At 44.6% G+C, this 13,678-nt stretch carries 16 protein-coding genes; 8 read left to right on the top strand and 8 right to left on the bottom strand.

Annotation, left to right across the window (positions count from 1 at the left end):
• Positions 1 to 144 precede the first annotated feature (144 nt).
• Entirely contained in the window at positions 145 to 1,275 is a 1,131-nt protein-coding gene (locus MAS10914_RS0109220; RefSeq protein WP_026082440.1) for an aldo/keto reductase, read from the bottom strand.
• A gap of 80 nt (positions 1,276 to 1,355) precedes the next feature.
• The gene (locus MAS10914_RS0109225) at positions 1,356 to 1,853 is read right to left on the bottom strand and encodes a bifunctional nuclease family protein (protein ID WP_017315642.1); all 498 of its coding nucleotides are present in this window, start codon (positions 1,851 to 1,853) and stop codon (positions 1,356 to 1,358) included.
• 339 nt (positions 1,854 to 2,192) lie between these two features.
• Between MAS10914_RS0109225 and MAS10914_RS0109230 the strand changes: the two genes are divergently transcribed.
• Complete coding sequence (locus tag MAS10914_RS0109230; protein WP_026082441.1) at positions 2,193 to 2,873, top strand: riboflavin synthase; 681 nt, start codon at positions 2,193 to 2,195, stop codon at positions 2,871 to 2,873.
• A 76-nt stretch (positions 2,874 to 2,949) separates the two neighbouring features.
• Here MAS10914_RS0109230 and MAS10914_RS0109235 read toward each other — a convergent pair whose 3' ends face one another.
• Together MAS10914_RS0109235 and MAS10914_RS0109240 are read right to left on the bottom strand one after the other, a co-directional pair.
• A complete protein-coding gene (locus MAS10914_RS0109235) occupies positions 2,950 to 4,590 on the bottom strand; it encodes a M23 family metallopeptidase (protein ID WP_017315644.1) in 1,641 nt (546 codons plus the stop codon).
• Between the two features lie 211 nt (positions 4,591 to 4,801).
• Positions 4,802 to 5,614, bottom strand: a complete 813-nt coding sequence (locus tag MAS10914_RS0109240; RefSeq protein ID WP_017315645.1) for a biotin--[acetyl-CoA-carboxylase] ligase — start codon at positions 5,612 to 5,614, stop codon at positions 4,802 to 4,804.
• Positions 5,615 to 5,691: 77 nt separating this feature from the next.
• Here MAS10914_RS0109240 and pgeF point away from each other — a divergent pair, with 77 nt between their 5' ends.
• The 4 genes from pgeF to MAS10914_RS0109260 all read left to right on the top strand — a co-directional run bounded on the left by pgeF (position 5,692) and on the right by MAS10914_RS0109260 (position 7,884).
• Positions 5,692 to 6,495, top strand: coding sequence for a peptidoglycan editing factor PgeF (gene pgeF / locus MAS10914_RS0109245; RefSeq protein ID WP_017315646.1), 804 nt, complete (start codon positions 5,692 to 5,694; stop codon positions 6,493 to 6,495).
• 174 nt (positions 6,496 to 6,669) lie between these two features.
• Positions 6,670 to 6,870 (top strand): hypothetical protein, encoded by a 201-nt coding sequence (locus MAS10914_RS0109250; RefSeq protein WP_017315647.1) that lies wholly within the window; start codon positions 6,670 to 6,672, stop codon positions 6,868 to 6,870.
• Positions 6,867 to 7,127 (top strand): ParE family toxin-like protein, encoded by a 261-nt coding sequence (locus MAS10914_RS0109255; RefSeq protein ID WP_017315648.1) that lies wholly within the window; start codon positions 6,867 to 6,869, stop codon positions 7,125 to 7,127. Before MAS10914_RS0109250 ends, MAS10914_RS0109255 begins: the two co-directional genes overlap by 4 nt.
• A gap of 193 nt (positions 7,128 to 7,320) precedes the next feature.
• Entirely contained in the window at positions 7,321 to 7,884 is a 564-nt protein-coding gene (locus tag MAS10914_RS0109260) for a Uma2 family endonuclease (RefSeq protein ID WP_017315649.1), read from the top strand.
• Positions 7,885 to 7,920: 36 nt separating this feature from the next.
• On the opposite strand, the gene MAS10914_RS0109265 is transcribed toward MAS10914_RS0109260, so the two are convergent.
• The 3 genes from MAS10914_RS0109265 to MAS10914_RS0109275 form a co-directional block, all read right to left on the bottom strand.
• Positions 7,921 to 8,832, bottom strand: a complete 912-nt coding sequence (locus MAS10914_RS0109265) for a helix-turn-helix transcriptional regulator (protein ID WP_026082442.1) — start codon at positions 8,830 to 8,832, stop codon at positions 7,921 to 7,923.
• Positions 8,833 to 8,969: 137 nt separating this feature from the next.
• Positions 8,970 to 9,584 carry a Crp/Fnr family transcriptional regulator gene (locus MAS10914_RS0109270; protein WP_017315651.1) on the bottom strand — a complete coding sequence of 205 codons (615 nt, stop codon included), beginning with the start codon at positions 9,582 to 9,584 and terminating at the stop codon, positions 8,970 to 8,972.
• Between the two features lie 102 nt (positions 9,585 to 9,686).
• Complete coding sequence (locus MAS10914_RS0109275) at positions 9,687 to 10,115, bottom strand: MarR family winged helix-turn-helix transcriptional regulator (protein WP_017315652.1); 429 nt, start codon at positions 10,113 to 10,115, stop codon at positions 9,687 to 9,689.
• Between the two features lie 225 nt (positions 10,116 to 10,340).
• On the opposite strand from MAS10914_RS0109275, the gene MAS10914_RS0109285 reads away from it, so the two are divergent.
• The 3 genes from MAS10914_RS0109285 (at position 10,341) to MAS10914_RS0109295 (ending at position 12,537) form a co-directional block, all read left to right on the top strand.
• Complete coding sequence (locus tag MAS10914_RS0109285; RefSeq protein ID WP_017315654.1) at positions 10,341 to 10,628, top strand: antibiotic biosynthesis monooxygenase family protein; 288 nt, start codon at positions 10,341 to 10,343, stop codon at positions 10,626 to 10,628.
• A 132-nt stretch (positions 10,629 to 10,760) separates the two neighbouring features.
• The gene (locus tag MAS10914_RS0109290) at positions 10,761 to 11,678 is read left to right on the top strand and encodes an NmrA family NAD(P)-binding protein (protein WP_017315655.1); all 918 of its coding nucleotides are present in this window, start codon (positions 10,761 to 10,763) and stop codon (positions 11,676 to 11,678) included.
• Between the two features lie 118 nt (positions 11,679 to 11,796).
• Positions 11,797 to 12,537 carry a glucose 1-dehydrogenase gene (locus tag MAS10914_RS0109295; protein ID WP_017315656.1) on the top strand — a complete coding sequence of 247 codons (741 nt, stop codon included), beginning with the start codon at positions 11,797 to 11,799 and terminating at the stop codon, positions 12,535 to 12,537.
• Positions 12,538 to 12,639: 102 nt separating this feature from the next.
• On the opposite strand, the gene MAS10914_RS29870 is transcribed toward MAS10914_RS0109295, so the two are convergent.
• Positions 12,640 to 13,092 (bottom strand): MarR family winged helix-turn-helix transcriptional regulator, encoded by a 453-nt coding sequence (locus MAS10914_RS29870; RefSeq protein ID WP_017315657.1) that lies wholly within the window; start codon positions 13,090 to 13,092, stop codon positions 12,640 to 12,642.
• Positions 13,093 to 13,678 lie beyond the last annotated feature (586 nt).

The raw sequence follows: 13,678 nt of genomic DNA on the forward strand, positions 1-13,678 counted from the left end.
ATCTTAAGAAAGCTCACATATTGCTGTATCGGGTGCCTAATTGTGAGCAATGGCTGAAATACCCAGATTTCTAGTATTACAAATGTACGATGCGTAAGTTCTATGTACTTGAAATATGAAAAATAATTTCTTAATACCGCGTCCTTACCCCCACAATCTCCTACCTTCTCGCCCGTTTAATCTCTGGTGAGCATCGTGTAACAAAGTAGGAATCTCCAAATTTTCTGGACACCGAGGAAGACACTCGCCGCATTCTGTACAACGGTTGGCTTTCATTCCAGCAAACCAATGACCAGCATTTTCAAACATTCTGTAACGGTATTGCCCAAACTCGGTCATGTCATATGCTACGGCAAGATTACGTAACCGCAACACTTCTGGAATATTGATATTTTCAGGACACGGTAAGCATGCATAGCACTGGCTGCATTTGTCTGTTCCCAAAGTAGCCCTTTGGTGATTTTCTAGACCTTGAAAGACTTTCATTTCCTCTGGGGTCAACTCTGTGTCACAGTCCGCAACTCGCAAAGGTTCTATCAATTCATTTGGGTGTGCTGGTCCGACGCTGAGGGTGGTAATTCGGGGGTCAGTTAGTAAAAATCGATAATTTAGCTCCAAGGGTGAAAAAGGATGACATAAATCCTTTAAGGTTTGGGGTGGGGTATACAGGCGTCCTCCTTTATCAGCGGGAGAAATAATAAATACGCCCATATCTTTTTCAAAAGCTCGCTGAATTGCTGCGGCGTTGCGTTGGAAAAAATAGTAATAATGCAGATTGACAAAATCAAAAAAATCTGTATTTATTGCGGCTAAAATGATCTCCACAGGTGCATGGGTAGAAAAACCAACGTGTCGCACTCTACCATCAGCAACAGCTTCTTGCACCGCCTGCATACAGCCACTCTTGGCTTTGACCCAGTCAAGATGTTCCCATGTGTTTAAGCCGTGAATTCCCAGGCAATCGAGATAATCCAACTTGAGTCGTTCTAGAGATTCATCAATATACCGACGCATCGTGTCAGCATCCGCTGTGGGTGGAATTTTGGTGGTGATGTACACTTGAGAACGCTTAACTGGTAAGCCAACGATCAGCGCCTCACCAAGGTATTCCTCACTCTTACCGTATCCTCTGGCAGTTTCTACATGATTAATCCCTAAGGCTATTGCTTTGTGAATGGTCTGCCATGCATTTTCTGGTGAAGCGTTACAGCGCATTGTCCCTAAGGAAAATACAGACAAGCGCAAATTCGTTTTCCCAAAGCGTCGGTATTGCATCTTCACATTTTGAATTTTGAGATTTGAGTTTTGAGTTTTAGAAATTTCCTCACAACTCACAACTCATCATTCATCATTTCCTAGCTTTCGCTACTGCCAAAGCGCTTAATTAAATCTTCAGGACGGAGATTGGAGATAAATTCTCGGAAGGCTTGCTGTTCGGCTTCATCAGCATCCCGGTCTACGGGGATAGAAGCATCGGCAATGACTTCTTCCATGACCCAGATAGGGGTATTTGTACGGAGGGCAATGGCGATCGCATCGCTGGGACGCGCGTCAATTTCTTTTTTGACTTCGCCTTGCTTAATAATCAAAACTGCATAAAATGTATCCTTTTGCAACGAATGAATGATAATCTTTTCTAGAGCCATGTTCCATGCTTCTAGAATATTCACCATCAGGTCATGAGTTAAGGGTCTAGGAGGCTTTTGATTCTCCAGTGCGCCCATAATCGCTCTAGCCTGTTCCTGACCTATATAAATGGGCAATGCTCGACGGTCTGAAGCATCCTTTAAGAGTACAATCGGGCTACGGGTTATGGCATCTAATGCTATGCCAGCGACTACCATTTCAATCATTGGCTAAGCCTCTAAAATCCTTTAAGAGCTAGGGTAATATGTAACAAATCGTACCTTTGTTTAAGCCATGTTGGGGCAAGGATAAACATAACTCTTCATTCTCTATAATTGCTTCTATTAAACTCCTAAATGGAAGTGAACACCAGAGTAAGTCAAACAAGCCTAATCCGACGATAATCTACTTTCCCAAGTATGCCTACTAATAGATGTAAATGTTTTGATGTTTCGACATAATTTACTGTCTGAAATTATACTTAATCCCTCTGAATGTTTGTGAGAATTACTAGCTACTTTCAGGCAAAAATAGACAATAAATAGAGTTAGTTTTGCAAAAAAGCCGTGTTTACAGGAATAATCCAAGCATTAGGAATGATAAAACCCTTAGAGGGGGATTTTTGGCAAATTACTTGTGTGACTCAGTCATCTAATGTAATTATGCAAGATTTGGCGATGGGCGATAGCATTGCTGTGGATGGCATCTGCCTAACGGTAGAAAAAGTTTTAAAAGACGGATTTATCGCTACGGCTTCACCAGAAACCTTGCGCCGCACCACCTTAGGGCAAGAGCAAACACAACAGAGATACGTTAACTTAGAAGCATCGCTCCGGGTGGGGAGTAAAGTAGGCGGTCATTTCGTCATGGGGCATGTAGATGGTATAGGTCAACTCATGTCAGCACAAGCTACAGCAACTTCCTGGGAAATGACGTTTACAGCCCCAAAAGCGATCGCCCACTACATTGTCCCCAAAGGTAGCATTGCTATAAATGGCATCAGCCTCACAGTAGCCGACTATGAGCCAGAACTCTCACAGTTTAAGGTATCGGTGATTCCCCTCACCTATGCCGAAACGAATCTCCAATCCTTGAGTTCAGGCGGTTGGGTGAATTTAGAGGGGGATATTCTCGGCAAATATGTGGAAAAATTCCTTTTATTTGGCAAGCAAGACCTGAAACAATCTACAGACACAATCCCAAGTGATATATCACCTGCGTTTTTAGTTGAACACGGGTATCTTTGAAGAAAAAGTGGGGGATGTAGAGGAAGACAAATTTATCTGTTTTTCTCCCGCCACTCCCTTCACTCCCCCTACTCTTCTAGCTACCAGGTTGCTGAGGAGCCTGAGCTGTCTGTAAGGATTGAATTAATTGGTTGAGTCCGTACTCTAATTGAGCGCCTGGGTCAGTAGCAACCCACCCTTGGGGTGTGAGGTGGCGTACCTCAAAGTGCAGGTGGGGACCAGTGGAGTTACCAGTGCTACCAACTCGCCCGATAACGGTTCCCTTTTCCACCCACTGACCTGGCTGAACAAAGAGTTCTGACATATGACCGTAAAGAGTTTGTTGCGCGTTGCTATGGTTAAGTATAACCGCCAAGCCATAGCCGCCCATCCAGTTAGCACTCTCTACTTGACCAGAGTAGGCTGCCAAAACAGGTGTTCCCATTGCCGCGCCTATGTCTGTACCAGCGTGGAAACGGCGATCGCCTGTAATGGGATGAACTCGCCAACCAAACAAAGAGGTAATGGGAGAGGGGATAGAAAGGGGATACATCAATCCCGTACCACTGGCGAGTCTACCATAGACACCACCGGAGTTTATTTGCGGCAACACTGCTGCCAATGGGATATCATAAGTGATATTGCTGGGGCGAGGAGCAACATTTTCAGCAGTCATCGGCGCTGGTAAAGCTCCACCTCCTGGCGCAATGGGCACAGAACTTACTGTTGTGGTGGGGTTGAAATTGTTGGGGATAAATCGATTGGAGCGATATGTACTCTTAGTTACACCATTAGTCACACCACTAGAAGCCATTTGAGAAGTGTGACGCCTGAGAGTGCTCGTCACAACACCAGAAGCAACCCTAGGAGTGGGATGCACACCTGAGGCAATACGCCTAACTTGCGGGGCAGTTGCTAATGTAGTAAGTTTACTTTTTCTAATCCAACTCGGCGCTTTTCTCGTACCAGACTCTGCTAAACGCTGATTTTGAAATGGAACTTTGGCGCAAATACTGCTAGGAATTCCTTGCCCCACAACTGTTTTACAAGCACTAGACCGTTGTGTGATGACCACAGAATTCGGTGCTTCATACTTGCTAGTAGCGCCTACCTGATAGTCAGAGGGGTCGATGTAAGCATTGTTGTAATCTTTGCCAGTAGATTGAACAGAGGGAGCAGAGGGGTAGCTCTTTTGAGAAACCTCTTGTTGGGGTTTCCCCTCTCTAATGGTTTCTGAGGCGCTTCGCGCAGCTTGTGACCTTGGTCTCAACTTTCTCACACTTTCGGTAGGTGCAGAAACTTCTGTCTGAGGTCTTGACTTTCTAATAGCGACCTGAGGACGGGAATCTTGTGCCTGAGGTCTTGAATTTCTGATAACGACCGTAGGACTGGACGGTTTTAACTTAGATAGTCTCTGTCTGAGTCTAGCCCGGCGTTGAGAAAATTCTGGTCGCGATTGAGCCGATTCGGGTACGGGAGTGCTTTTGTTCTGTTCAACCGAATATTTTTTGACTGTATTTGCAGATGATGCAGGTTGTGAGCTTTCAACAGTAGGAACGATGTTATCTATTGCTGATTCGGTTTGAGCAAACACCAAGCCACCATTGCTTAACAGACTGATGCTACCAAGCCAACAGAGGCTCTGTGCTGGCAGCGTAGACGCGAAGCGTCTTGTCGATAGACATTGCTGCCACAACTGATGCAAACGGTTCTCGGCAGAGTTATTGCGTTGCGTCATTGTTTCTCTGGTGTTGTGTTGATTTAGCTTAAAGAAATTAAGTCAGTAATTTCTCGGCCAATTTTAGATTTTGGATGGGGGATTGATAGTGGGTAGTTGATATTGGGTAGTTGATAGTGGGTAGTTGATAGTTGTTTACGACTACCCACTACCCACTAACTCCTAACTACTTAGCATTAACCAAGCTCAATTACCAGTCTCAATTTTTTGATTAATCAGATGAATTACAGTAACCCAAGCTGATTGTCCCGGGCTGCAAGTAAATTTCTGGTGTTTTTACTGATTTAACTTCTGAGGTTTCCATGCTAACTCGAAGCTCCCCAGTCTGTGTCACGCCTACAATAGTGCCTGCGGTGTTGTTGACGTACACTCTATCGCCCATGTTCGTCAGCAACTCTAAATAGCGGGATATTAATATATTTACTCCTTCTTGGAACAGGCACTGTATACCAGATTCTATTCCGATTAAAACTCTAGAGATGAGCATTTCCAGGCATGGAATTGGTTTGGTGTGCTGCAAAGCTTGCCACATTTCCAGATTTATTCCGGTTTCCGGGACTGGGTTTGCCCAATTCATACCCACACCAATCACTGCTTGGGTAATTTTTCCCTGCTGAACTTTGGTTTCTGTCAAGATCCCACATAGCTTGCGTCTGATTAAAACTAAATCATTGGGCCATTTAATTTCAACAGGAACACCACAGCTTTGCAGTTGTTTGGCAATTCCCCAAGCAGTAGCCAGTGTGAGTTGGTAGCTGTTTGTAGCGCATAGCTCAGGAGTGAGCGCCATTGAAAGATATAATCCACCATTTTGGGACATCCACTGACGACCCCATTGTCCTCGTCCTGCGGTCTGCTGAGTAGCAATGACCACACATCCAGGTTCAGCCCCTTGGGTTAGTAAATCCCAGAGTATTTGGTTCGTTGAAGAAACGGTGTCAAAAAGATGTAGTGAAAATGGTAAATAAGGACTTTTGCGCCCTGCTTGAAGGGCAGCTTCCAACTTTTGCCGATCCAATCCCACAACAGTTTACCTAAATTTGCTAGTTTAGTTAGGATGAATTGGCTGCAATTTATTTTTGTTTTTAGGTTTGGTTAAAGATGCACTCTTGGCACTGGCGCACTTGGGAAGGACTACCCTATTTAACCTGTAGTTTACTCGAACCCTGGCATCACGGCTTTTTTACTCAGCAGTTTTCGCCTAGTACTCCTTTTGAACTCACAAAGGTGTTGCATCCAGAGGCATCAGTTTATCGCTTAAAACAGGTACATGGCAATACCGTCCTCACTCCACAAGAAATTGTAACTAAGTTAACAGCAGGTGGGGACGAGGTCGATCGCGAAGGTGATTCTGCCCTAGTATCAGGAGATGGGTTAGTCACTCACCAGCCTTTACAAGCTGTATGGGTAGCTACTGCTGACTGCACACCGGTACTCATTGCTGATGAGAAAACGGCACAGGTGGCAGCGGTGCATGCGGGTTGGCGTGGGACTGCGCTCAAAATAGTACCGCAAGCCATCACGAGAATGCAAGCACAAGGTAGCAAACTGGAAGATTTGCGAATTGCCATGGGACCAGCGATCGCTGGTGAAGTTTACCAAGTCTCAGAGCAAGTCGCGGCGGAAGTTGGGAACACTATTATACCACATAATGACGAAAAACTCATTGTAGCTGCATTGCACGAGCTACCAAATTCACCCTTACTTCCAGATCCAGAACCAGGACGGGTACGGCTGGATGTGCGGCGGGTGAATGCCTTACAGATGGAACAATTGGGGATTAGTCCGGAACAGGTGGCGATCGCTCCTTATTGTACTTATCAAACTCCAGAGCATTTCTTTTCTTACCGCCGGGAAATGCAGAAAAAAGTGCAGTGGTCTGGTATTGTCAGCTATGACTTCTGAGTAGCTGGAAGTAACAAATTGTTATCAGTGAGACGCCCATCTTCCATGTAATGGTGCATAAAAAATCTATCTGTGGAGGCTTCCCGGTCGGGAAGCGCCTACATAGGCTGTATTCCACCCGAATGAGAACCGCTATAGTTAGATCAGTGGTATGTGAGTCCAATATCCTTGAGCATGAACACTTTGCAAGAGATAGAACGTGCTGTCAGCCAGCTTTCACCCGAAGAACTTGCTGCATTTCGGGCTTGGTTTGCGGAGTTTGATGCAGCAGTGTGGGATCAACAATTTGAAGCTGATGTTGTTGCGGGTCGGCTTGATGCGTTGGCTGAAAAAGCATTGCAAGATTTGAGAGAAGGGCGTTGCACTGACCTGTGAGACACCGAGCAACCCCAGATTTTTGGTACTGCTATCGGCAGTTGCCCAACGAGATTCAGGAATTGGCAGACCGATGCTATGAGTTACTGAAACAAGATCCCCGGCATCCATCCCTGTATTTCAAGAAGGCGGGACAATTTTGGTCAGTACGAGTAGGTTTGCATTATCGCGCCCTTGCAGTGGAGGAGAACAATGACATCGCATGGTTTTGGATTGGGTCGCATGCGGAGTATGACAAGTTGTTGGGGCGCGGTTAGCCACCTAACACTTCGTTGGAGCCGACCGTATCGAGGTTATTTGTGAGAGCCAAAGGTGATCTGCCACCGCTCAATTTAGCCGTTAGACCGCAGGGTTATTGGTTGGGACGGTACAGCAGGGTTATCGGTTGATGTCAGGAGCAAGTTACCCCCTTGATACACTAGAGACAGGCAGTTGATAGCGACAAAAATCATGACTGTTGCAAAATCCTCATCGATAGTACTGAAAGAGTTTCTGAAATTACCAGAAACAAAACCTGCTAGTGAGTACATTGATGGTGAAATTTTTCAAAAGCCAATGCCTAAGGCTCGCCATGCTCGACTTCAAGGTAAGTTAATCAGCGTAGTTAATGAAGTGACTGAGGAAAATCGAATTGCCTATGCTTTCCCAGAACTACGTTGTACATTTGGAGGTCGTTCAACTGTTCCTGATATTGCAGTTCTCCGGTGGGAAAACATTGAGTTTGATGAAAATGGTGAACCTGTAGATAGTGTACTTGTTGCTCCAGACTGGACGATTGAGATCCTTTCCCCAGATCAGAGTTCTAACCGTGTTACTGGGAACATCCTGCATTGTCTAAAGTATGGCTGCCAACTAGGATGGTTGATTGATCCAGATGATTCTTCAATTCTAGTCTTTCAGCCTAAGCAGCAACCAGAATTGTGTTACAGGCAAGACAATTTGGTAGTGTTGGGCGGAGTTGACCTGAATTTAACAGTAGAGCAAGTATTTAGTTGGCTCAAGATGGCGCTTTAGCAAGTTAACGATGTAAAGCACGGCACAGTTGGCTCCTCACTGTTTCCAATATGCTTTAGGTGTCGTCCCCGTAAGTTTGCGGAAGTGCTTGGTGAAGTGGCTTTGATTAGCAAAACCACACGCTAAGGCGACATCACAAATCGTCATTTTTGGGAGCTTTAGCAACTGCTTTGCTCGTTCTACCCGCAATTGAAGTACGTACTGATAAGGGCTTATACCCATTGATTGCTTGAAGAGTTGGCAGAAGTAGTACTGGCTTATTCCCACCATCTCTGCTAACGTGGTCAATTTTATTTCCGAGTCAAGATGAATCTGGATATACTCAAGTATTTGTCTTAACTTAGACTTAGATAGCCCATCAGTATAGGTTGATATTTGAGGTTTTCTAACACAATATTTTTTTAACAGATGAATAACTAGTGTTGTTTTCAACTGCTCAACATACAAATTATCCCCTTGATTCATTGACTCTAGTTCATCTTTAAGGGACGACATAATACCCAGAATGAGCGGATCTTGCAATGTGGCAAAGTGAGGAATGAGTTCAATATCCTCAGGGGCAGCGACTTCCACGCCCAAATGTACCAAAAGCTTGGGGTCAATCGCAACAAACATGAATTTAACCTCTTGTTGCCACAAGCAACGGTGGAGTGTCCCAGCCGGAATAATCGCTGTGGTTCCTTTTGTCTGGTATTCGCTTTCTCTATGTCCGTCAAACCATCTTTCTGTGGGAGCGAGGTCTAAGGCAATACTGATAGTATGCATTGTCAGGCAATGCTCTGAGGTATCATGAGCAGGCTGATGATGATGCTCAAAATGAATACCGCTCCATCCTGCGTGCAGACTCGTTAGCAAGGGTGGGTTAGGAAAGAGTCCAAGAGAAGCTCCTTGCTGTTTGAAGTCAACGAGCAAAGGCTTTTCCTGATTTAATTGGTGGCAGTTGCTCATCTTTAGGTAATCTTGAAAGAATAGAAGCAAGCCCTGTCTAGTTAATTCTTTAATTTTTCTAGATTTGCAGACTTTATCCAATATCAAACCAATTTGCTATGGTAATGAATTGGGTAGAAAAATTTCATTGATTTAAATCAAGCCGCTGGTGAATTCACAAGCGTGATCGAAAGACGTGTTCGCGTAATCATCCCATCACGCTCTAGCCTCATCAATGCCCGGGAGAGGGTTTCAGGCGTAAAACCCAAATCGGCAGCAATATTTTTGAGGGGGCGGTCAAAGTTTACAACGGTGTGCTCTCCAAACTGTGCTTGATAGCGTAGATATCGTAGTAGTCGCTCGTGCGCTGCTCGAATATCTCGCAACTCTATGCGTATTTTCAAATCCTGGATTTTCCGCACCAGCATTGCCATAAAATCTTCTGCTAGGTCTGGATTGTTACGAATTGCTGACAAAAGAAATTCCTTGGGATAGACAATGACCCGCGAATTCACTTCTGCTACTGCACTGCAAGGATAAATTTCTGAAAACAAGGCAATTTCAGCCACACCATCCCCAGCGCCAGCAATCTGTAAAATGACCTCTTTGTCGCCACTCGTGTAGCGAACAACTTTAACTCTTCCCGTTTCTAAAACAAAAAAAGATGATGCTAAGTCCCCCTGCTGGAAGAGGCTTTCTCCTGCTGCTAAGTCACGGTGTACAATTGCATTCCGTAACTCTAATGGTAAACTATCCAACGTCAACAAATCCATACAGGCTTCTCCGATTTAGGATTTTTAGATTTTGGATGAATAGAGTGTGTTGTCGTTCCCAGAGATTGTTAGCTGGCTAAATAAATGGCTAAAAAACTAGCTTCAAGTTAGATTGTCACGAACCTGCAAAAGCAACCGACGAAATAGTAATTGCTCTTCCAGTGTCAGGTTAGCTAATATCCGTTTTTCTAGAAGATTCCAAACACAGGTGACTGGTTCTTGGAGCGATCGCCCCTCATCAGTCAAGTAAATCCGGCAAATTCGCGCATCCTCTTCATCTTTGCGTCGCTCCAATAACCCAGCTTTTTCCATCCGGTGTATCATCTTTGTTAGAGTTGGGGCTTCCACTTGCATCAATAAAGCAAGTTCACATTGAATTAACCCATCTTTTTCCCACAGATGCATGAGCAAAGTCTCTTGCCCAGTATGCAATCCTAGTTCAGCCAAAACCATAGCAGCTTGATTGCGGTGCGCCTTACAGACTTGCAATATCAAACAACACATGGTTTCTTGCATGGGTTTTTCTGACATACATTCAACTAATATTTAGCCAGCTAAGTAAAATATACAATATTTGATGAATAATTGCCAAATTGTCGTTTGTGTAGAAAACCCGACAGAATTTTGCAAAATTGGAATATTTTTAGCAATATTAGGCAAGACAGCAAGCACTGAGGTCATGTAAGGTCTAGTCTCGGATACTTAGCGGACTGGCATAACTTTAGTCAGTCAGGAGAAGCACACATGACATCATAAGTGGTACTCATCAACACATTTTCTGTGCCTAAAGGTGGTGAAGAGGATTTTGTCAAGATGTGGACCGAGGCTCTTGAATTCATCAAAAACGAGCCAGGCTTCATCGACGCAAAACTTCACCGTAGTCTAGATTCAGATGCACGGTTTCAGTTTGTTAATGTAGCGCATTGGCAAAGCCAGGAAGCCTGGAAAGCAGCATTCTCCAAGCTTGCGCTTCAAGAAGAAATAGTCAAACAGGTGCCATTCGAGCAAAACCCTGCTCTTTACAGAGTCGAAGTGCAGTACTGATTCTGTTGGCAAATCGCCTGACATCCAGCGCTGTATATTACAGCAGTTTTAAGAGGGTTTACTGGCCCAAGCGCGTTGGTTTTTATCCGTCTGCGACACAAACGCCAAATAGAAAATTTAAAGGAGAACAATATGGCTACTAAACCTGTAGTGTTATTGGTTGGGGTAACTGGAATGCTGGGATACGAAATTGCCCATGCAATTTTGGATAAAGGTGCGATGGAATTACGGGCGCTAGTCCGGGCTGAGGGCGCTAACGACGAAAGTAAAAAGAAAAAACTTGATGCCCTCAAAGATAAGGGAGCAACCTTTGTTGAAGGCGATATCATGAATCTTGCAAGTTTGCCTGCGGCAGTTGCGGGTGTGGAAGCTGTTATCTCAGCAATCGGGAATGACCCAAATTCATATATTGCAGGACAGACCAATTTACTGGAAGCTGCAGAACAAGCAGGTGTAAAACGGTTTGTCCCCTCGGACTTTACAGGTGATTACCACAAACTCGACTACGGCGATAACTTCAATACGGATATGCGAAAACGGTTCTTTGAAGTATTGCGCCAAAGTTCGGTTCCTTATGTGTCTATTAATAATGGCGGGTTTATGGAAGTCATGTTAACGCCATTTATTGCTACTTTTAATCTCGAAGCGGGAACATTTAGTTACTGGGGTGAGGGTGATGAATTATGTGACTTCACTTCATATCCTGATGTCGCAAAGTACACTGCTGAAGTGGTTGCTGATGAAAGTCTTGCGAATGTCACACTTGAATTTGCTGCTGAAGTCACGACATTTAAGCAAATGCTAGCTGCTTATGAAGAGGTGACAGGTAGAGAGTTAACCCAACAGCGACTGGGTAGTGTGGCAGATTTGAAAGCTTCAATTGAAAATGCTAAAGCTACCGCTCAATCTCCTTTTGAATATCTGGGGCGACAATATCTGTGGATTATGCAGTCAGGCAAAGCCAAGCTGGAGCACATTGCAAATGAGCGTTACTCACAGATTAAACCTGTCAGTTTTCGTGAGTTCTTTAGCAGATTGAGCAATACCTAAGTATCCTAAAATAGCAGGCAATATCTACCCACTATTTCAATATCCCTCGTAATTGGGGGGTGCAACGCCGGATCTTTTATCCTCAAAAAGTTTTTGCAACATAAAGGTAGATCACGTTATGGCATCTCTGAGCGGAAAAGTTGCAATTATCACAGGCGCTTCTCGCGGAATTGGACGGGCAATTGCCGAACGACTCGCCAAAGATGGCGCAACAGTCGTTATCAATTATGGGCGTAGCGCTGAAGAAGCAAACAACCTTGTTTCTTCCATTGAAGCCTCTGGTGGACAGGCTCTAGCTGTACAAGCTGATATAAGCCAAATTGCCGATATCCGCCGCTTGTTTGAAGAAACTATTGATAAGTTCGGTCAATTAGATATCCTGGTCAACAATGCTGGCATTGCTAATGCTGCCCCTGTTGCTGAAGTGACCGAAGACCAGTTTGATCAAGTTTTTGCAGTCAATGTCCGAGGTGTTCTGTTTACTTTACAAGAAGCAGCACGGCGCATGAATAAGGGTGGACGCATCGTCAACGTCTCATCTAGTACGAGCTTTTATCCCCAGGCCGGTCTAGCTGTTTACGTTGCCAGCAAAGCCGCAGTCAACGCTTTTACCGAAGTGCTTGCCCTAGAGTTAGGGGAACGCGGCATTACAGTCAACAGCGTTGTTCCAGGTCCAACAACGCCAGGAATGTTTGACAAAAGACCGATGGAGGAGCAAAAAGCCGCTGCCGCTGGTTCTCCTTTTGGTCGTATTGGACGAGCTGAGGACATTGCCGATGTTGTTGCCTTCCTTGTCAGTGAGGAGTCACGTTGGATTACTGGACAACACATTGTGGCTAACGGCGGAGCAAGGTTTTGATTTATGTCATTTACTTGAAGAAATTTATACACAGAACATGGAATTGCAGCAGATGCACGATTTTTATAAGTCAATGACTCATTGATGATGAGTTGAGAACGACTAACTTAAGTGCGAATTGTTAATGATTTTGGAGTCTAAAGTACTAATGCAGCGCAGCAGGTACTCGTTAAAGATTTCTTGCTCCTCTACACTGAAGCTCGAGAACAGCCGTGCTTCAATCTCATCGGCGATGCGATCGCCTTCGCTTAGGAGAGCTTCGCCACGCGGGGTAAGATGAGTTTCCACTGCTCGACCCCGTGAAGGGGGACGACGGGTAATAAGTCCTGCTTGCTCCAAACGTTGCAGCATTGTAGCCACCGCTTGTGGGGTCACGTAGGCGATGCGAGCGATGTCCGCACCTGAGGCACCGGGGTGTTCACGCAAAATCCGCAGTGTACCCCATTGTGCGGTGCTAAGTCCAAGTGCAGAGAGGGCAGCATCAAGGGCAACTTCAACTATTGCTTGTGCTCGATAAAGGTTGAGAATTTTGTGGTATTTAATGGACTGGTTCACGTCGGCTCCGTACTCACGACAGCCCTGAAAGGGTGTTACTTCTATTTTGGCTGAGTTTATTTCTATATAAAAAGCTTGGCAATTACAGTTTGTAACATAATAATCTTTATATCAAGATATTGATAATTATGTTTCTAAGTACAGCTTTGCATTACAGCAATTTTTGTTTGAATAGACTACATGTAGAGACGTTACATGTAACGTCTCTACATGGATTGCGGTTTTACAGGTGTGGTTCACGCGGATGAAAACCGCTGTAATTCGTGGTGTTTTAATTTGTAGTCAGTGCTTTAGCACTCTTGGTGCTAGCTAGGAACGATATGCATCATCTTCATTTGGTTACCAACCTTTGCAATCCTGTAATTAGCTTATACATTTAGGCAACAGCTCATATTTGCACTAGAGACGGCTCCATGATCAAGCGCCGAATCGATGCTGCACGTTCCTTACTCTAAGAGACTAACCAAATAGGTTTTTAAACCAACCTCCATAAAAATTTTCTAAAAAGTTTGTCAATTCATACTCGTAATGAGTACACTATAAATAAGGCGTACTCATTACGAGTACGTTTTTAGGAACTGCTGTT

Source organism: Mastigocladopsis repens PCC 10914, assembly GCF_000315565.1.
Taxonomy (GTDB): Bacteria; Cyanobacteriota; Cyanobacteriia; order Cyanobacteriales; family Nostocaceae; genus Mastigocladopsis; species Mastigocladopsis repens.